This window comes from Bacillus sp. B28 (assembly GCF_029536185.1).
Classification (GTDB): Bacteria; Bacillota; Bacilli; order Bacillales; family Bacillaceae; genus Bacillus; species Bacillus halotolerans.
In genome coordinates this window covers 3132122-3150426 of record NZ_CP120511.1, presented here as the reverse complement: position 1 = coordinate 3150426, position 18305 = coordinate 3132122, and the positions used below count along the sequence as shown (strand labels likewise).

The window sequence follows — 18305 nt, the reverse complement described above, 5'->3', positions numbered from 1 at the left end:
TCGTCAAATTTTTTGATATACTTAGGGTGGAAAGCCGCGTGTTTTGTAAGGAGGATAAGTCAATGAGGGTGTTTGTTGCAAGACAGCCTATATTTAACAGAAAAGAACAGGTTGTCGCTTATGAACTTTTATATAGAGAGAGCGAAGAGAATGTGTATTCCGCTGCAGACGGCGATCAGGCTACAACAGATTTGGTGATTAACAGCTTTTTAAACATCGGAATCGAGAAGCTGACGGAAGGAAAACGCTGTTTTGTCAATTTCACTGAAAGCCTGATGTTTTCGGATCTCCCCACCTCCTTCAATCCAAAACAGCTAGTGATTGAAATCCTTGAAGATATACCGATCACTCCGGCTCTCGTCTCAAGGTGCAGAGAGCTGAAAAAAATGGGGTATACGCTGGCACTCGATGATTTTTACGCGATTAACCCGAAAAATGAAAAATTATTGGAAAAGCTCATGAGCTATATTGATATATTGAAAGTTGATTTTCTTAAAACCACCCGAATGGAACGCCGAAACATTTTGCAAACCTACAGCTATTGCGGCCTGATTTTTTTAGCTGAGAAAGTAGAAACACGCAAAGAATATGAACAAGCGGCGCAAGATGGCTTTCAGTTATTCCAAGGCTACTTTTTCAGCGAACCGCGCATCATCAGCGGCCATGATCTGTCGACCCATTTTTATTCTTACTATGAATTGCTCAACGAATTAAGCAAAGAGCAGCCTAACATCCAGCGTGTAACTGAGTACATAGAACGTGATTTATCGCTGTCATATCAAATTTTAAAATTCTTAAACTCTTCTCATAGCCGTTTAACCCAAAAGATCGACAGCATTAAGCAGGCTATCATGCTTCTTGGGTTTAACGAAATCAAACGGTGGATATACATTCTTTCCTTTAAGGATTTAAGCAGAAAAGGGAATTCGAGCAAACACGAAATCATAAAAATTTCTTTAATGAGAGCAAAGCTATGTGAACTGTTGGCAAGAAAAACAGCGCGCCCGCAGCCGGCCTCGTATATGCTGATCGGGATGTTTTCTCTCATAGACACCCTTTTGCACAGAGAAATAGAAGAGATTATTCAAGAATTGCCTTTAATAGATGAAGTCGGTCAAGCGTTATTAGGTCATCAAAATGACTATTACCAAATGCTTGAGCTTGTGAAGTTAATCGAAACCAACAATTGGGACTCTTGCGGAGAATTAGCAAAAGAATTGGACAAGGAAGAAGCGTACGACTGTTATTTGGAAGCCTTGGAGTGGTGTCATAAGCTCATGGGCGAAAAGTAATTGCGGTCTTCTGACCACCGCAACGCCAGGATGATTCGGCTTTGCATGCTGATCAGGCTGATGTATATGCCATCGGGATTAAAGACCGAATCAACATCATGCCGGACGCCAGTCTGTTTGATCAGGCGCTTTACTGTTTGTTTATCTGACTGTTCCGCTGCGGTCATGAGGCGGCGCGAAAGCTCCTGTGACCCCGCAATGCGCCTAAGCACAAGCTGAGCATCAGCGAGCAGCCCAGCGGCATCCTTTGCGGAACGGATAAAGATCTCTGTATTGGCGGCAGGAGCGGGCGGACGGCGTATGGCGTACGGATAGATGTAAAACCAAGGATAAGGGTATCTCATGGAAGCACCTCGCAAAAAGGGGATATGTCTATATATATAGATCACTCAGGTGCCGGATATGACTAAGCGAAAAGGCCACAACTTTGCGTTGCGGTCTTTTCGGTGTTTGTCGGTCACGATACGCCAAGAATCGCATATTGAATTTTGAAAAAGCGGCAAGGGGGACTATAGTCTTACATTGTGAAACAGATAAACACAATAAAATCAAGGAAATTAAGAATCTTTCTCAATTTCATCCGAAATCACCGTTTTTCCGCATAGAAAAATAGTCCCGTTCTTATTGTGATTCCTTTGAGTATAAGGACCTATTGATATTTGCGGTGTCACGCAGGATCTTTTTGTATACTTTTCGGTGAAAAATAAGCCGAAACCAGATACACTATTAGTAACAGATCAAATACCTAGGACTCGTTCACCATACACAATTCATTGATCTTTCAAAAAAAGGAGTGTGGAAACGATGGAAAAGAAACTTGAAGAAGTAAAACAATTATTATTCCGACTCGAACTTGATATTAAAGAAACGACAGATTCATTACGAAACATTAACAAAAGCATTGATCAGCTCGATAAATACACATACGCAATGAAAATTTCGTAAAAAAGACTTGGAAACAAGTCTTTTTTTTCGTTCTTCCCGTACAATAAATGGATAAAGTATTATATGATTGTTAAAAAACGAAAAACCTGCTGTCCTTTAAATGTCCCATTTAGTAAAATGGAATGGGAGGGTGAAGAATATTAGTAAGGAAATGTGTTTAGATGAAATTTCGATTAAAAAAAAGATGAAGGAGATTGTACACGAAAAAATTCGAAATTTGGATTTGAAAAAGTATTTAATCAACTTTATCGATGAGAAAAACCACTTTTCTTTTGGTATCCTGGCTTATAAGCATTACGTAGCATTAAGAGGTAACAGTTATTTGCATATTTTAACGTTGGCTGGAGGAATTGAGCTTTTAATCATATCCTTCGATATATTTGATGATTTAGAGGATGAGGACAACTTTGAAAAAAAATGGATGGAAATAGATTCTTCTCTCTCTCTAAATGCTGCAACTACCCTTTATACCTTAGGGTTAGAAACCATTTGTTCTATTAGCGATAAGGCTGAATATCAGCGGCTCACTTTAAAATATGCTTTAAATGCTATGCAGGGGCAACATGACGATTTAATTAACTTTCCAGAGACAGAAGAAGAATGCATTCAAATGATGAAACAAAAATCAGGTTCTCTTACAGCTATGTCTGCCGTTTTAGCTGCCATGCTTGCAAATGGAGAGTTTAATCAAACTATTGAGGATTATGCTTATAAAATAGGAATAATAAAGCAATTGGAAAATGACTATTATGGTTTAGTTAATGATCAGCGTAGCGACATAAGAAAGAAAAGAAAGACTTTAATTTATTTATTTTTAAACCGCAAATTTAATGAGGCTTCTGAAAAGATATTAAAATTAATAAATTCCCAACCAAGTTATCATAGTCTTATAGCTGATCGCTCTAAATTTGATGAATTATTATTTGAAGCGGGGCTTAATCAATATGTATCTATGTTGATTAAGTTTTATGAGGAAGAAATCACAGCAAGCATGAATCAATTAAACATAAATATAAAGTTATAAAGAGAGGTATACCTATGAAACAAGATATGATTGATTACTTAATGAAGAATCCTCAAGTTTTAACTAAATTAGAAAATGGAGAGGCAAGCTTAATAGGAATTCCAGATAAACTAATCCCTTCAATTGTAGATATTTTCAATAAAAAAATGACTCTCTCAAAGAAATGCAAGGGTATTTTCTGGGAGCAATAATTCAGAGAGAAGTGGTCTATTGAAAAACTTTAAAAGAAATTTTTCTATAGTGCTAGTATTATTTAGTCTCTTATATTTTGCTTATATTGTTTATTTCACTCAGAATGGTATTTTAGTTGGTACTTATGTTTCTGAAACAGCCAATCATGAGTTAAAAGTTGAAAAAATGACAAAATCCACATATGGAAAATATATGGGATTAAAAGAAGGCGACTTAATACTCGAAGTAAGTGGGAAGAAACCTACAAGCGAAAATATTAAAAGAAATTATTTAGCAAAAGCTGAACATTTAAAAGTTAAAAGGGATAATCATGAAATTCAATTACATAATATGGAGTATATCTCTTTAAATAATTCTTATAGCTTTTTCATTTATATTATCCCTTGTATATTTTTTGCTTTGAGTCTGTTATGTGCTTTTTATATTTATAGGGTCAATCGAGTGAAAAATACGTACTCGGCTTATATTTTGATTAATTTTTTGCTGTTTATATCGATAGCATATTTAAGTGCTGGAGGCGTTACTAGAGGATATGAAATAAATAGATATATTAATCTTTTTACCTTTTTAAATGTACCTGTCTTGTATTTGCATTTTCTATATCAATATTTCAAAGAATTAAGCATCAAATTTTCATCACGTTATACCGTGAACATGTTATACATGCTACCAATCATTAATGTAATAATAGAGTTCACTGAGAAATATCTTCCATCGGGGATTACTACGAATATTAGTAATATAAACTTAGTAACATTCTTAATAGAGATTACAGTTGTTTATTTTTGTATAATCTATTATGGGATAATTTATAGAAAAAAGGATCATTACTATTTATTGAAGGTATTATTGATTTCGAATACTGTTGCTTTTTTTCCTTTTTCGGTCTTATATATCTTGCCGGAAGTTTTATTTGGGCAATATATTTATTCAGCAATAGTGACTGCGCCGTTCTTAATTATTATCCCATTAGCATTGGTTTATCAATTCGTTGTAAATAAAATTTATGATATTGACTTTATCTTAGGAAGAATTAGATATTATAGTTTCTTGTCCATCATTCCGACAATTGGTATAGTTTGGTTGTCAATTGTATTCGATAGTAAAAGAGCGGATTTTAATGTCATCTTAATTACGTTATGTACGTTCATAATTTTTCTGTCGGTCTTTTATATTAAAGAATTATTAGACTATAAATTTCGGTTAAAACGATTTTCGGAAAAATATAATTATCAAGACAGTATTTTTAAATATACGCAATTAATTAAAGGTGTATCAGCTTTAGATCAAGTATTTAAGAACTTAAAAACAACAATACTAGAAGTTCTACCCGTAAGTAAAGCATACACCTTTGAAGTTGGTTCTGATAGAGAAATTATATACTTTGACAAACAGAGTGTTGAACCCAATTGGAAGCTATATAAAACAGAATTTGAAAACGTCACTAAAGAAATAGGGAAAATTGTTGAGGTTAATCAAGGGTTTTTGATCAAGGTAGGGGAAAAAGGTACAAGTTCTTATGTATTGCTTTGTTTATCTAGTATCAACACACCGAGGTTGACAAGAGATGAAGTTTCATGGCTGAAAACATTATCGTTTTATACTAGTGTATCCATGGAAAACGTTGTACAAATTGAAGAACTTATGGATCATTTACAAGCTTTAAAAAGGGAAGATGCTAACCCCGTCTGGCTCAAAAAACTCATGTACACCATCGAAGAAAAACAACGTTCTGATCTCGCCCGCGATCTCCACGATTCGGTTCTTCAGGATTTGATATCATTAAAACGGCAGTGTGAGCTGTTTTTGGCTGAGTTTAAGAAGGATGATGATCCATGCCGTGAAGAGGTGCAGGACAAGCTCGTACAGATGAATGAGCAGATGTCTGATGTGATTTCGATGACGAGGGAGACGTGTCATGAATTGCGGCCGCAGCTTTTGTATGATTTGGGACTGGTGAAGGCGCTGTCCAAGCTGGTAGCGCAGCAGCAGGAGCGGGTTCCGTTTCATATCCGTTTAAATACCGGCAGATTTACGGCGTCGCTTGATTTGGATTCGCAGCTGAATTTGTACCGGATCATTCAAGAGTTTTTATCAAATGCAGTGAAACATTCTCAGGCGACGGAAGTGCTTATCATGCTGATCAGTATTCAGAACAAAATTGTTCTTCATTATGAGGATGATGGTGTCGGATTTGATCTGGAGAAAAATAACGAACATTCCATGAGTATGGGTCTTTCTGGCATTAAGGAGCGAGTCAGGGCTTTAGATGGACGCCTCCGAATCGAAACAAGTGAAGGAAAGGGCTTTAAGGCCGATATTGAAATGGAATTGTAATGGTTTTATAACGTAAACGACTTGGCAGAAGCCAAGTCTTTTTTATAAAATGGAAATGAGTGAGTAAAAGGGAGGAAAACATGAAAAAGATACTAGTGATTGATGACCATCCGGCTGTCATGGAAGGCACCAAGACAATTTTGGAAACGGATTCGAATTTGTCTGTTGATTGTCTCAGTCCTGAACCCAGCGAACAGTTCATACACCAGCATGATTTCTCATCATATGATCTCATCTTAATGGATTTGAACTTAGGCGGCGATGTCAATGGGATGGAGCTTTCTAAACAGATTTTACAAGAGAATCCTCATTGTAAAATTATCGTATATACCGGTTATGAGGTCGAGGATTATTTTGAGGAAGCGATTCGTGCGGGTCTGCACGGCGCCATCAGCAAAACCGAATCAAAGGAAAAGATCACCCAATACATATATCACGTGCTCAACGGAGACATTTTAGTCGATTTCGCTTACTTTAAACAGCTGATGACTCAGCAAAAAACAAAGCCGGCCCCTTCCTCTCAAAAAGAACAAGATGTGCTCACACCAAGAGAATGCCTGATTCTTCAAGAAGTTGAAAAAGGTTTTACCAACCAAGAAATTGCAGATGCGCTTCATTTAAGCAAGCGGTCCATCGAATACAGCCTGACGTCGATTTTCAACAAGCTTAATGTCGGTTCCAGGACGGAAGCGGTGTTGATTGCAAAATCAGACGGTGTGCTTTAAATAAGGGAGTTAAAACTATGGATATGAAACATACATTGCTTGGCGCGCTGGGAATTGAAATAGTAGAAAACACAGCGGAACGCTGCGTGGCAGTGATGCCGGTGGATCACCGGACCGTCCAGCCCTTTGGTTATTTGCATGGAGGCGCTTCAGTCGCTCTTGCGGAAACTGCGGCGAGCGTGGGTGCCCAGCATCTAATCGATTCTCGTACACAAGCTTGTGTCGGTTTGGAGATTAACGCCAATCATCTGAAATCTGTCAAGGAAGGAACGGTAAAGGCGGTAGCCGAGCCCGTTCATAAAGGCAGAACGACCATTGTGTATCAGATTCACATTTATGACGAGCAAGAGAGGCTGATCTGTATATCCAGATGCACGCTGGCTGTCATCACAAAATAAAAAAACAGCCGGAACTCTGCCTGTCCGGCTGCTCATTTTTATAGGTAAGAATCCTCTTTTCGTTTAATCACAAAGTTTCTGATGCCGTTATAGTCATCCTGTACACTTCTTTCATCCAGCTTGACGCCAGAGTTGTACGCAGCTCGGCAGATCAAGTGTCCCCCGACCGGCGTCGTAATAAAGATAAAGAAAATCCCGAGCAGAATTTTTGCTGATATCTCTCCTGTTATAAACCACAAAAAGAAGAAGACACCGAGCAAAATCATATTTACCCCTAACGTTGAGCCTTTAGAAGCAGCGTGAGAGCGTGTGTACATATCGGGAAGGCGAAGCGTCCCGAAGGAAGCCGCAAGACAGATTAGCGCCCCCATTAGGATAAATATCGCCACTGCTATTTTAGCGATCACGATCATTTTCGATAATCTCTCCTTTCTCTAAGAACTTAGAAAACGCAATGGTTCCGATAAAAGACAAAATACCCAGCAATAATATGATATCAAGAAAAATACTCGTATTCAGCAGGATGGAGACAAGCGCTGTCATCGCTATCAGATTAATGCCGATTGCATCCAGAGCCACAACCCGGTCAGGAACAGTCGGCCCTTTGATGACACGAACGACATACAACAGGGTGGACACCGCCATAATGCCGAGCGCGATTTGAAGGATTAACGTAAACATCAGCGGCTCACCTCCTGTATGGCTTTTTCAAATGACTCACGAATATCAAAAATCGCTTTTTCCGCATCCTCAATATCCATCGCGTGAATATAGAGAATGGTCCGGTCATCGGAAATATCCATGACCAATGTTCCCGGCGTTAATGTAATAAGCAGTGAAAGCAGGGTGATTTCCCAATCCTTTGTCAGCTCTGTTTTAAATGCGAATATGCCTGGTTTGATATCCAGTTTTGGTGACAGGACTGTTTTCAGCACACTGACGTTGGCAAGGTATAATTCCCTTATAAAGATCAAAAAAAGTTTGATAATCGAAAACATTTTCCATAGATAAAACGGATGAGCAAGGAAGCGCCGGAAGAAGAAGAGAGAGATCATTCCCAGGATAAAGCCTGTGATGAATCCGGCAGCGCTTGCGTCATTGCTCAGGAACATCCAGCAAAAAGCGAGAAACACATTTAATAAAATTTGAAATGCCATGCGATCTACTCCTTCAAAACAGCTTCAATATATTTTTCCGGATTCAGCAAAGTCTCGGCCGCTTGATCAACGTACGGTGACACCCATTCTGTACCTAATCCGAAGAGAAGAGACAGGAAGAGAAAAATAGCTGCCGGATATAGAAGCCCTTTAGCTGTTCTAAGATTTTGCTTTGGTGTTTCTTTTTCTTCGCCCCAAAACGCATGGATAAAGATTCTTAACACGGAATACAGGACGAGCAGGCTTGAAAGCAGGATCAGCATGGAAATCGTAAATTCACCTTCAGCGAAGCCGCCTTCTGCAATTTTAAATTTGCCTACAAATCCGCTGAGAGGCGGGATGCCGGCAAGAGATACAGCCGACATGAAGAACATCCATCCAAGAACGGGGTATCGCTTGATCAGCCCGCCCATTCGTTGCAGGCTTGCTGTGCCTGTCAAAGCGATCAGCGTGCCTGCTAGCATAAATAATGCGCCTTTAATCAGCATGTCGTGAATCAGGTAGTAAATCGCACCTTGAATGGATGCGGGCGTTTGAACTGCAACACCGAACAAAATAACGCCGACAGCGGTAATAATATTATAGATCACGATTTTCATGACATTCTGATAGGCAAGTGAACCGATGACACCGAAGATGACAGTGAGAGCCGCGAGCCATATCATCAGCTGGTGGGTAAACGCTGTATCATGAATGAAAATCAGTGTGAACACTCTTGTGATCGCATATAATCCGACCTTGGTCAGCAATGCGCCGAACAATGCGGAGATGGCTGCCGGCGGCGCGTAATAAGAGCCGGGAAGCCAAAAGTAGAGGGGGAAGATCCCGCCCTTCATACCAAACACGATGAGTAACAGGACACCGATTACAGTAATCAGCCCAGTTTGTCCGGATTCGCTGATTCTCACACTTAAATCCGCCATGTTTAATGTGCCGGTCACCGCGTATAAAAAGCCGACGCCGATGACAAACAATGCTGATGACACGATATTAAACACAATGTATTTAAGCGACTCCCGCAGCTGAATTTTTGTGCCGCCTAATACAATCAGCATATAAGAAGCAATAAGCAGAAGCTCGAAAAATACGTACATATTAAATAAATCGCCTGTTAAAAACGCTCCGCTTACACCAGCCAGCAAAAACTGCACGCCGGAGTAATAAAAGGCACGTTCCCGTTTTTCACCGATAGAACGGAAAGAATAAAGCACAACCAATAAGCCGATGACTGCTGTGGTGAGAACAAGCAGGCTGGCAAATTGATCTGCAACAAGCACAATTCCGTAGGGGGCTCTCCAGCCGCCCAAACTCAGTGTCTGAATGCCGTTTGTAAAAACAGTCTGTACGAGTAAAACGCTGATCACAATCCCGAGTACGGATGCCGCAGTGCTGAAGATCCGCATGAGCATGATGTGTTTGTTCATGAAAATCAGCAGAATGGCGGACAGGAGCGGGATCAGAATTGGCAATATAACAAAATTATTCATGTTGATCATTTCCCCTCATTTGATCCATATCGTCCGATTTCAATTCCTGATAGGCCCGAAACGCCATGACGAGGATGAAGGATGTAACTCCAAATGAAATGACAATAGCCGTCAAAATCAGGGCTTGCGGAAGCGGATCGACAAATGACTTGGCATGCTCGCTCAAAATCGGAGCGGCGCCTTCTTTTAATCCTCCCATAGTTAAAAGCATTAAATGAACGCCGTGGCTCAAAAGCGCTGTTCCGATAATGACCCGAAGCAGGCTTTTAGACAGCAGCAAATACGTAGCAGCCATAAAAATAATACCGGCTGTAACAGCCATTAAGATTTCCATTATTCTTCCTCTCCAATCGTTTGAATAATGGTCATCGTAATGCCTACGACAACAAGATAAACACCTAAATCAAAAAGCGTCGCCGTGGCAAGCTCCGTTTTCCCTAAAATCGGCAGATGAAAGTAACCGAATGTGTGGGTTAAGAAGGGCGCCCCGAAGACAAAGGAGCCAACTCCTGTTAAGACAGCGAGCAGAAGACCGGCTCCCGCGACGTAAATGAAATTAACCGGCAAAATGGAACGCACGGTTTTTAAATCATAAGCCAAGAGCAATAGAACGATGGAAGAGGACGTGATCAGTCCGCCGACAAAGCCTCCTCCAGGGGCGTTATGCCCCGATAAAAATAAATAGAAAGAGAAAAGCAAAATGATAAATGATACAAGCTTTGTCACGGTTTGAAGAATCAAGTCATTTGTTTTTTGTTCATTCACCGCTTTTCCCCTCCTCTTTTACTTTTGTTTTAATCATGCTGTAAATGCCGAGAGCGGCAATCGTTAATACCGTAATTTCAAACATTGTATCAAAGCCCCTGAAATCAACGAGAATGACATTGACGACATTATCTCCTCCGCCAAGATCGTGGCTGTGCTTTGTAAAGAAGGAGGCGATACTGTCTTTTGTCCGCTGGCTTGAGGATGCAATACCGAGCAGGGTGACAATAATGCCGACTCCTAAAGCAATGATAAAGTTTGTCATTCGGAATGTTCTCGTTTTCTTTTTCAGCCGCAGTTTCGGCAAATGATAAAAACAAAGCAGAAACAGGGCGACGGAAATCGTCTCAATGACCAGCTGGGTCAAAGCCAAATCGGGCGCTCTGAAAATAACAAAAAACAATGCAAGCGTATAACCGACAACACCAAGTGAAATAATTGCCGTCAGTCTGGATCGGGCGAATACAGTCGCCGCTGTCGCGCTGATCATGACAAGTGTCAGAATCATTTCGTATATGCCGATTTTCGCCATACCCTCAGTTGTAAAGGAAAATCCGCCTTTCAAAACGAGAGCCCCGCTCATCAGAATGATAAATCCAGCGAAGATATACAGAAGATAATCCCGCAAAAATCCGGTCATATATTGTTTTGTCACTCGATAAGAGCCTTTTTCCATGATGGTCAGGAGCTTCTCGTATAACCGATTGAGCGTGAGTTTCGATGGAAACAGCTTATAGATCCCTTTCCACTTGTTTATCGTCAAGTATCCGATCGTACCGACAGCGATAATGCCCAGTGTCATCAGAACTTCGGCTGTAAACCCGTGCCACTGCGAAATATGAACATGAAACTTCTCATGGCTGTCCAGCAGTGTCGGATAGATTGAATTCATCGCAGGCTCTATCAAGCTGTAGGACAATATATTCGGGAAAAAGAAGAGACTGACAGCGAGCGCAATAAGAATGACAGGTGATACGAGCATTCCAATCGGCGCTTCATGAGCCTGTTTTTCGAGTTTTTCAGGCTGATAATTGCCTTTAAATGTTTTAAACAGCAGTTTCATGCTGTAGATAAATGTAAACACACTTCCTGCCCAAGCGAGGACAGGGAACAGCGCTCCCCACGTCTGGACGTTGAACAAATCGACATGTGTCACACGAAGCATGCTGGTGAAAAACATTTCTTTACTCAAAAATCCGTTAAACGGCGGGAGACCAGCCATTGAAAATGTGCCAATCAAGGAAATCGTAAATGTAATCGGCATGATCGCCATCAGTCCGCCGAGCTTTCTGACGTCCCGCGTGCCTGTTTCATGATCAATGATGCCGACTGCCATAAACAAGCTTCCTTTAAAGGTAGCATGGTTGATGAGATGGAAAATGGCAGCCATGGCGGCAACTGTGTAATATTCTGTATGGCCGTAATGCAGGGCTGCAGCGCTGACACCAAGCATCGAGATGATCATGCCGAGCTGGCTGACGGTTGAAAACGCCAAAATGGATTTTAAGTCGGTTTGTTTGACGGCATGGAATGAACCCCAAACCATGGTGAAAATCCCGACGAGAGAAACAATCCAAAACCACTGAGCTGAAAAGGCGAAAATAGGGCTGAATCTTGCAATCACATAAATTCCCGCTTTGACCATCGTGGCTGAATGGAGATACGCGCTGACAGGCGTCGGCGCTTCCATGGCGTCAGGCAGCCAAATGTAAAAAGGAAACTGGGCGGACTTTGTAAATGCGCCTAGTAAAATCAAAATCATCGCCGGAATAAATAGATCATGGCCGGCAATCAACTGAACCTGATTGATCATTTCTCTGATACTGAATGAATCTGTGATCAGATAAAGGAGAATGAATCCTCCCAGCATACACAGTCCGCCGCTTACCGTAATCAAGAGCGATTTTGCGGCGCCGTAGCGAGATTTTTCACGCTTGTACCAATATCCGATCAGCAAAAAGGACGAAAGGCTGGTAAGCTCCCAAAACATGTAGAGGACCATGACGTTGTCAACAAGAACAACACCGAGCATAGCCCCCATGAACATTAATAAATAGACATAAAAAGGCCCAAGCTGTTCTTTTTCTTTCGATAAATAAAAAATACTGTAAAGAGTGACCAACGAGCCGATCCCCGTTATCAGTAAGGCGAATAGCAGTCCGAGACCGTCTACATAAACGGTAAAGTTAATGCCTAATGAAGGAATCCACTCCAATACCGATCGTAATGTTTCTCCCGACTGAGTCATTCTGATCATTGGAAGAAAGTATATAAACAGCAAGACGGGCAGGATCAGAACAAACCAGCCCGTATGCACTCTTTTTGCGTATTTTGCCAGAAAGGGAATGATAAAAGCAAATACAAAAGGCGATAAAATAGCAAAATGTAAGAGCTGCAAAGACAAGACCTCCTTTTCTTTAATTGAAACCTGTTCTATGTATAAATCATTAGAATATACGGTCAAACGACCCAGTCCAAATTATATCGCACTTTTTTGGAAGCCGCCATGCTTCAACCTGCCGCGAATGAATTTTACAAGTTCTTTTGACCTTAAAATAAGTTTAACAAAAATCAGGTCATTTGTATATTTAAAATCGCTCCTGATCAAGCTGTATGTAAGGAGCTGATCATTGTGAAGAGAAAGGTCCTTATGTGCTCAGGTTTATTCTGCTCGATATGTGCAGGGGCATTCATGCTGAATCAATATGACGGCCGTGCCCGTGTGGCAGACAATGATGATTGGGAACTGTATTTATTGGAGCACCACCTGTCAACTAAAATGAGTGAGGCGGAATCTAAGGATAGGCCGTTTGGGCCCAGGGAGTATATGCGGATTGTGACTAAATAAAAAAGAGTTCCGTCTTAGACGGAACTCTTTTTCTGATTATGAAGTGAAAAAGCGAAGTAAAATCGTCGCGCAAATGACAGTTCCAGCTCCGCCGAGGCGGGTAGAAATTTGGGCGAATGGCATAAGGCCCATTCTTCCTGAAGCGGACAAAATGGCGACATCTCCCGTTCCGCCGAGACCGCTGTGACAGCAGGTAACGATTGCGGATTCAACAGGGTACATGTTCATCAGCTTGCCTACAAAATATCCGGAAGAAATCATGGCAACGACAACTGAAATACAAATGATGACAAACGGAATAGAAATCACAGACGCCACGTCATCTAAAGGGATAAAGAGAATCCCGAGGCCTACCATAAGCGGCCATGTAAAGCTTGATGAAATAAACTTATAAAGCTGGTACGCGCCATCCTCCATTTTTTTCGGAAGGATATTAGCATATTTGATTGCAGCTGCTGAAATAATCATTAAAATAGCGCCCGGGATGAAGATGAATTTCTCCAGTAAACCGCCGAAAATAAAAAACGTACAAGCGAGCAGGACTCCGGCTCCCATCAGTTTAAAGTCAATTTTAGCTTCAGCCTCTTTTTGATTGAAAATATCGTTCGCTTTCTTAGATTTGACGAGACGCCCATTGCCGTTTAGGTCAGGACGTTTTTCGCCCAGTTTTTTCATTAAAGCAGCACAGATAATAGCAAAAACGTTTCCAATGATAGCGGCAGGAACCAGCTGCGACACATACACATCAGCGGAAGACCCCAATATTTGCGAATAAGCAATCGAGAGCGGCAAAATTCCTTCCCCTATTCCCCCGGCAATAATCGGCACAACGACAAAGAAAAAGGAATCATAGGCACTGTAGCCGAAGATGAATCCGACGAGCACGCCGGCCGCAATCGCCGCAATTGTGCCCGCTACTAAAGGAACGAACATTCTGATGAATCCCTGTATTAAAACAGTTCTGTTCATTCCAAGAATGCTTCCTACAACAAGACAAGCGATATAGAAATAAAGAAAGTTAGACGTTTTCATTAAATTGGTTACAGCATCTAATGATGATGGATTCAACACATTATAAAAAACTAAAAAAGATGGCACAAACAAAGATAAAATAGCAGGACCGCCAATATCCTTTAAAATCGGAATCCGCTGGCCGATATCGCCAAGAAAGACACCTAAAATCATAATGATGGCAAAACCGCCCAGCATGTTTGCAGGCAGCTCGTTGTAATAGGCCGCAAGAATAATAATGACAGCTAATGCTGTATATAATGGGAGAGGAATCACGCCGATTTCCCAAGTCCATATTTTCTTAAACAGGCTTTTCTCCTGTGTGTCTTTGTGCTCAGGTAAAACTTCCTCTGTTTTGTGAATTGCTCCCATTGTCATACACCCCCATGTATTGTTTGTTACAGTCTACAAGAAAGCGCTAACAAAGAATATTTTTTTAAGTTAAATAATTAATAAACAACTAAAATAATTGGGTATTTTGAAGCAGGAAAAATCCCTGAGAAGCCGCTTCCCAGGGAGATATGGTTACCGTTTTCCTTTGATATAAGGCACACCATTTGCTTTTGGCGCATCTGCGCGCCCGATAAAGCCGGTTAAGGCGAGAATGGTTAATACGTAAGGGGCAATCAGCATATATACATTCGGTATGTCCTTAAAAAGAGGGAGCAGTGAGCCGATAATGCTTAAGCTTTGCGCGAATCCGAAAAACAGGGCAGCGCCGAGTGCGCCGATCGGATGCCATTTTCCGAATACAAGGGCGGCGAGTGCGATAAAGCCTTGCCCGGAAATGGTAGAGTGCGTAAAGTCGAGAGCAATCGTTGACGCATATACGCCGCCCCCGAGGCCGCCGAACAATCCGCTGATCATCACGCCGATATAGCGCATTTTGTAAACATTGATCCCCATAGTATCGGCCGCCATCGGATGTTCTCCGACGGAACGAATACGGAGGCCGAACGGGGTTTTAAACAAGATAAACCACGAAATAAAGGCCAGGACAATTGCGAGAATAGACGTATAATAGACATCTGAAAAGAAGATTTTTCCCAATACGGGGATGTCGCTCAAGCCGGGAATACTTGTTTTATAAAAAGGCTCGGGAATTTTGTCAGTTTGCGCTTTTCCGTAAATCAGCTTTACGATAAATAAAGTAGCCCCAAGCGCCAGCATATTAATGGCGACGCCGCTGACTGTCTGATCAGCGCGAAACGATATCGCCGCTGCCGCGTGAATCAGTGAAAACAGCGCGCCGGCTGCCATAGCGGCAATGAGCGAAAGCCAAGGTGCTGCGGCTCCCAATTCAGGGCCTAAAAATAAATTGAATAAAACACTGGTGAATGCTCCGATAATCATGAGGCCTTCAAGGCCGATATTGACGACGCCTGATCTCTCGGAAAATACGCCGCCGAGAGCGGTTAAAATAAGCGGGGCTGCGTATACGAGTGTGGCAGGGACAATGATTGATACAATCTGCAGAAAGTCCACTTAGTTCGCCCCCTTTTTCTTCAATTTATCCGCGACAAAACGAATGGCATAGCTTGAAGCAACAAACAGAATGATAATGGCAATCACAATATCGACAACCTCAGAAGGTACGCCTGATTCAATTGGCATATTTAAAGCCCCGATTTTGAGGCCGCCAAGCAAAGCTGCCGCAAGCACAACACCGACCGCAGTGTTCCCGCCCAGAAGAGCGACGGCAATACCGTCAAAGCCGACGCCGGTAAATGCGCCTTTGACAGCTGCGTATTCAAACGTTCCCAGACCTTCCATGGCACCTGCAAGGCCTGCAAAAGCTCCTGAAATGAGCATGGAGGTCATAATATTCTTCCGCACGCTCATACCGGCGTACTGGGACGCGTGCTGGTTGAATCCGACTGCCCGAAGCTCAAAGCCTTTCGTTGTTTTGTTAATCATAAACCACATAACAACAGCTGCGAGAAGGGCGATGACGATCCCCCAGTGAAGCCTTGAATAATCCGTAAGCTGCTCAAGAAACGGCGAGCGCAGTGAGGCCGATTCGTGAATTTTTTCCGTCTTATCCTGATTGTCTGTCATGACTTTTGAAATCAAATAATTGGTCATATGCAGCGCGATATAATTCATCATAATGGTGACAATGACCTCATGAACATAGAACCGTGCTTTTAAAAAGCCGGGAATAAATCCCCATAAACCGCCTGCTGCAGCCGCTGTGATCAGTGCAAGCGGCATATGAATATATGCCGGTCCGTCAAACACCGTTCCGACCCAAACGGCAGCTGTCCAGCCCACTAGAAGCTGTCCCTCTACCCCGATATTGAAAAGCCCAGTTCGGAACGCGAAAGCAACAGCTAATCCGGATAAAATATAAGGTGTAATCTGCCGGACGGTTTCACCGATGTAATAGATTTCTCCAAATATCCCATTCCATAAAGCGGAATAGCCGCTGATCACACTGTATCCGCTCGCAAGCATAATAAGTGCACCGGCCAGCAAGCCGAGCATGATTGCAATGAGCGGCACGAGTAAATGAGAGAGTCGTTTAACCATTTGCTTTCCCCGCTTCCTTTTGCGTGCTTCCCGCCATCAAGAGGCCGAGCTCTTGCTCAGTCGTATCCAGCGGATTGACGCTGGATATGATGCTGCCTTCAAAAATGACGGCGATTCTGTCACTGAGATTCATGATTTCATCCAGCTCAAACGATAGAAGAAGAACGGCTTTTCCGGCATCACGCTGTTCAATGAGTTTTTTATGGACAAATTCAATCGCTCCGACATCAAGACCGCGAGTCGGCTGGGCGGCGATTAACAAGTCAGGATTTCGGTCAATTTCCCTTCCGATAATTGCTTTTTGCTGGTTTCCGCCTGACAATGCCCGCGCGTGTGTATATTCATCGGGGGTTCTGACATCGTACTCGCTGATCAGGCTGCGTGCTTTCTTATACATTTCGCCTTTATGTAAAACACCGAATGCTGAATAAGGCTTTTTGTAATAGCTTTGGAGGACGATATTCTCACCGATCGGAAAATCCAAAACGAGGCCGTGTTTATGGCGGTCCTGTGGAATATGCCCGATTCCGGATTCCGTTACTTTTCTCGGCGTCAGGTTTTGTATCTGTTTTCCGTTTAAGGAAATGGTTCCAGACTCCGTTTTTCGGAGTCCTGTAATCGCTTCAATCAGCTCTGACTGTCCGTTTCCGTCAACGCCGGCTATGCCGACAATTTCTCCGGCATTGACAGAAAGCGATAAATTCCTTACAGCTTCTACTCCGCGAGTATCTTTTACAGTGATTCTGTCAATCGCCAGCACTTCAGATCCCGGCTGAGCCGCTTTTTTTTCTGTTTTGAACGATACCTCGCGTCCGACCATCAGACTGGCGAGCTCGTCTTGATTTGTATCCCGGACATCCAGTGATTTGATGCCTTTTCCTTTGCGGATAATGGTAACGCGGTCACAAACAACCATGATTTCTTTCAGTTTATGGGTAATTAAAATAATTGATTTTCCCTCATTGACGAGGTTCTTCATGATTTGAATGAGCTCTTTGATTTCATGAGGCGTCAGCACAGCTGTCGGTTCATCAAAAATCAGAATGTCAGCCCCGCGGTAGAGGGTTTTTAAAATTTCTGCACGCTGCTGCATGCCGACGGATATGTCAGCTACTTTTGCCTCGGGATTAATTTGAAGTCCGTATCGGTCGGAAATGTCCTGAACCTCTCGGACAGCCCGTTTTCGGTCAATCCGCCCGAGCTTTTTCGGCTCCTTCCCGAGAATAATGTTTTCAGCAACTGTAAATGTATCGACAAGCATAAAATGCTGATGCACCATGCCGATTCCGAGATCATTCGCTTTGTTCGGGCTGTTGATGTGCACCTTCTCACCGCGGACCCGAATTTCTCCCTTTTCTGGCTGATAAAGCCCGAAAAGGACGTTCATCAAAGTTGATTTTCCCGCTCCGTTTTCACCGAGCAGTGCGTGGATTTCGCCTTTTTTGACCTGAAGATTAATGTTGTCATTTGCGACGATACCGGGAAACTCCTTGCGTATATTGAGCATTTCAATGACATATTCCACAGAATTGACCGCTCCTTTTTTCAAGATGCTTTTAAATAAGAGACTGGCAATAGCAAAGCCGCAAGGA

General features: G+C 42.2%; 20 protein-coding genes. 8 read left to right on the top strand and 12 right to left on the bottom strand.

Annotated elements, in window-relative coordinates; translation table 11 throughout:
* Positions 1-62 precede the first annotated feature (62 nt).
* On the top strand, positions 63-1292 hold the full coding sequence (locus P3L57_RS15745) for an EAL and HDOD domain-containing protein (protein WP_059334756.1): 1230 nt from the start codon (positions 63-65) through the stop codon (positions 1290-1292).
* On the opposite strand, the gene P3L57_RS15740 is transcribed toward P3L57_RS15745, so the two are convergent.
* The gene (locus P3L57_RS15740) at positions 1268-1636 is read right to left on the bottom strand and encodes a YuzC family spore coat inner layer protein (RefSeq protein ID WP_044158947.1); all 369 of its coding nucleotides are present in this window, start codon (positions 1634-1636) and stop codon (positions 1268-1270) included. The two genes, P3L57_RS15745 and P3L57_RS15740, sit on opposite strands and share 25 nt — an antisense overlap.
* A 460-nt stretch (positions 1637-2096) precedes the next feature.
* On the opposite strand from P3L57_RS15740, the gene degQ reads away from it, so the two are divergent.
* From degQ to P3L57_RS15710, 6 genes are all read left to right on the top strand, one after another.
* Positions 2097-2237 carry a degradation enzyme regulation protein DegQ gene (degQ, locus tag P3L57_RS15735; protein ID WP_024122683.1) on the top strand — a complete coding sequence of 47 codons (141 nt, stop codon included), beginning with the start codon at positions 2097-2099 and terminating at the stop codon, positions 2235-2237.
* 130 nt (positions 2238-2367) lie between these two features.
* Entirely contained in the window at positions 2368-3261 is an 894-nt protein-coding gene (locus P3L57_RS15730) for a polyprenyl synthetase family protein (RefSeq protein ID WP_306481639.1), read from the top strand.
* A 14-nt stretch (positions 3262-3275) separates the two neighbouring features.
* Positions 3276-3452 carry a competence pheromone ComX gene (gene comX, locus P3L57_RS15725; RefSeq protein WP_041906074.1) on the top strand — a complete coding sequence of 59 codons (177 nt, stop codon included), beginning with the start codon at positions 3276-3278 and terminating at the stop codon, positions 3450-3452.
* Between the two features lie 19 nt (positions 3453-3471).
* Entirely contained in the window at positions 3472-5790 is a 2319-nt protein-coding gene (locus tag P3L57_RS15720; RefSeq protein ID WP_069486981.1) for a sensor histidine kinase, read from the top strand.
* 80 nt (positions 5791-5870) lie between these two features.
* Positions 5871-6515, top strand: coding sequence for a two-component system response regulator ComA (gene comA, locus P3L57_RS15715; RefSeq protein WP_024122680.1), 645 nt, complete (start codon positions 5871-5873; stop codon positions 6513-6515).
* Between the two features lie 17 nt (positions 6516-6532).
* Positions 6533-6913: a hotdog fold thioesterase gene (locus P3L57_RS15710; RefSeq protein ID WP_069486982.1), complete on the top strand. Its 381-nt coding sequence runs from the start codon at positions 6533-6535 to the stop codon at positions 6911-6913.
* 38 nt (positions 6914-6951) lie between these two features.
* On the opposite strand, the gene mnhG is transcribed toward P3L57_RS15710, so the two are convergent.
* Genes mnhG through P3L57_RS15675 form a run of 7 tightly spaced genes read right to left on the bottom strand, consistent with a single transcriptional unit; the run spans position 6952 to position 12720 of the window.
* The gene (gene mnhG, locus P3L57_RS15705; protein WP_059292644.1) at positions 6952-7326 is read right to left on the bottom strand and encodes a monovalent cation/H(+) antiporter subunit G; all 375 of its coding nucleotides are present in this window, start codon (positions 7324-7326) and stop codon (positions 6952-6954) included.
* Positions 7310-7594 carry a Na(+)/H(+) antiporter subunit F1 gene (locus P3L57_RS15700; RefSeq protein WP_024122677.1) on the bottom strand — a complete coding sequence of 95 codons (285 nt, stop codon included), beginning with the start codon at positions 7592-7594 and terminating at the stop codon, positions 7310-7312. The genes mnhG and P3L57_RS15700 overlap by 17 nt, the downstream gene beginning before the upstream one ends.
* Positions 7594-8070 carry a Na+/H+ antiporter subunit E gene (locus P3L57_RS15695; RefSeq protein ID WP_044158941.1) on the bottom strand — a complete coding sequence of 159 codons (477 nt, stop codon included), beginning with the start codon at positions 8068-8070 and terminating at the stop codon, positions 7594-7596. Before P3L57_RS15695 ends, P3L57_RS15700 begins: the two co-directional genes overlap by 1 nt.
* Positions 8071-8075: 5 nt before the next feature.
* Positions 8076-9557, bottom strand: coding sequence for a Na+/H+ antiporter subunit D (locus tag P3L57_RS15690; protein WP_069486983.1), 1482 nt, complete (start codon positions 9555-9557; stop codon positions 8076-8078).
* A complete protein-coding gene (locus P3L57_RS15685) occupies positions 9550-9891 on the bottom strand; it encodes a Na(+)/H(+) antiporter subunit C (RefSeq protein WP_044158938.1) in 342 nt (113 codons plus the stop codon). Before P3L57_RS15685 ends, P3L57_RS15690 begins: the two co-directional genes overlap by 8 nt.
* On the bottom strand, positions 9891-10322 hold the full coding sequence (locus P3L57_RS15680; protein WP_024122673.1) for a Na(+)/H(+) antiporter subunit B: 432 nt from the start codon (positions 10320-10322) through the stop codon (positions 9891-9893). Before P3L57_RS15680 ends, P3L57_RS15685 begins: the two co-directional genes overlap by 1 nt.
* Complete coding sequence (locus P3L57_RS15675; protein WP_069486984.1) at positions 10315-12720, bottom strand: Na+/H+ antiporter subunit A; 2406 nt, start codon at positions 12718-12720, stop codon at positions 10315-10317. The genes P3L57_RS15680 and P3L57_RS15675 overlap by 8 nt, the downstream gene beginning before the upstream one ends.
* Positions 12721-12954: 234 nt before the next feature.
* On the opposite strand from P3L57_RS15675, the gene P3L57_RS15670 reads away from it, so the two are divergent.
* Positions 12955-13170: a hypothetical protein gene (locus tag P3L57_RS15670; protein WP_044158933.1), complete on the top strand. Its 216-nt coding sequence runs from the start codon at positions 12955-12957 to the stop codon at positions 13168-13170.
* Positions 13171-13206: 36 nt separating this feature from the next.
* Here P3L57_RS15670 and maeN read toward each other — a convergent pair whose 3' ends face one another.
* From maeN to P3L57_RS15650, 4 genes are all read right to left on the bottom strand, one after another.
* The gene (gene maeN / locus P3L57_RS15665) at positions 13207-14553 is read right to left on the bottom strand and encodes a sodium/malate symporter MaeN (RefSeq protein ID WP_069486985.1); all 1347 of its coding nucleotides are present in this window, start codon (positions 14551-14553) and stop codon (positions 13207-13209) included.
* A gap of 153 nt (positions 14554-14706) precedes the next feature.
* Positions 14707-15666, bottom strand: a complete 960-nt coding sequence (gene nupQ, locus P3L57_RS15660; protein WP_024122669.1) for a guanosine ABC transporter permease NupQ — start codon at positions 15664-15666, stop codon at positions 14707-14709.
* A complete protein-coding gene (locus tag P3L57_RS15655; RefSeq protein ID WP_059292648.1) occupies positions 15667-16713 on the bottom strand; it encodes an ABC transporter permease in 1047 nt (348 codons plus the stop codon). It abuts the gene before it with no gap.
* A complete protein-coding gene (locus P3L57_RS15650) occupies positions 16706-18238 on the bottom strand; it encodes an ABC transporter ATP-binding protein (RefSeq protein WP_069486986.1) in 1533 nt (510 codons plus the stop codon). The genes P3L57_RS15655 and P3L57_RS15650 overlap by 8 nt, the downstream gene beginning before the upstream one ends.
* Positions 18239-18305: the final 67 nt, after the last annotated feature.

Bases quoted from the DNA above. Each gene is read 5' to 3' on its own strand.
- P3L57_RS15745 (WP_059334756.1), top strand. From the start codon at position 63: ATGAGGGTGTTTGTTGCAAGACAGCCTATATTTAACAGAAAAGAACAG.
- P3L57_RS15740 (WP_044158947.1), bottom strand. From the start codon at position 1,636: ATGAGATACCCTTATCCTTGGTTTTACATCTATCCGTACGCCATACGC.
- degQ (WP_024122683.1), top strand. From the start codon at position 2,097: ATGGAAAAGAAACTTGAAGAAGTAAAACAATTATTATTCCGACTCGAA.
- comX (WP_041906074.1), top strand. From the start codon at position 3,276: ATGAAACAAGATATGATTGATTACTTAATGAAGAATCCTCAAGTTTTA.
- comA (WP_024122680.1), top strand. From the start codon at position 5,871: ATGAAAAAGATACTAGTGATTGATGACCATCCGGCTGTCATGGAAGGC.
- P3L57_RS15710 (WP_069486982.1), top strand. From the start codon at position 6,533: ATGGATATGAAACATACATTGCTTGGCGCGCTGGGAATTGAAATAGTA.
- mnhG (WP_059292644.1), bottom strand. From the start codon at position 7,326: ATGATCGTGATCGCTAAAATAGCAGTGGCGATATTTATCCTAATGGGG.
- P3L57_RS15700 (WP_024122677.1), bottom strand. From the start codon at position 7,594: ATGTTTACGTTAATCCTTCAAATCGCGCTCGGCATTATGGCGGTGTCC.
- P3L57_RS15695 (WP_044158941.1), bottom strand. From the start codon at position 8,070: ATGGCATTTCAAATTTTATTAAATGTGTTTCTCGCTTTTTGCTGGATG.
- P3L57_RS15690 (WP_069486983.1), bottom strand. From the start codon at position 9,557: ATGAATAATTTTGTTATATTGCCAATTCTGATCCCGCTCCTGTCCGCC.
- P3L57_RS15685 (WP_044158938.1), bottom strand. From the start codon at position 9,891: ATGGAAATCTTAATGGCTGTTACAGCCGGTATTATTTTTATGGCTGCT.
- maeN (WP_069486985.1), bottom strand. From the start codon at position 14,553: ATGGGAGCAATTCACAAAACAGAGGAAGTTTTACCTGAGCACAAAGAC.
- P3L57_RS15655 (WP_059292648.1), bottom strand. From the start codon at position 16,713: ATGGTTAAACGACTCTCTCATTTACTCGTGCCGCTCATTGCAATCATG.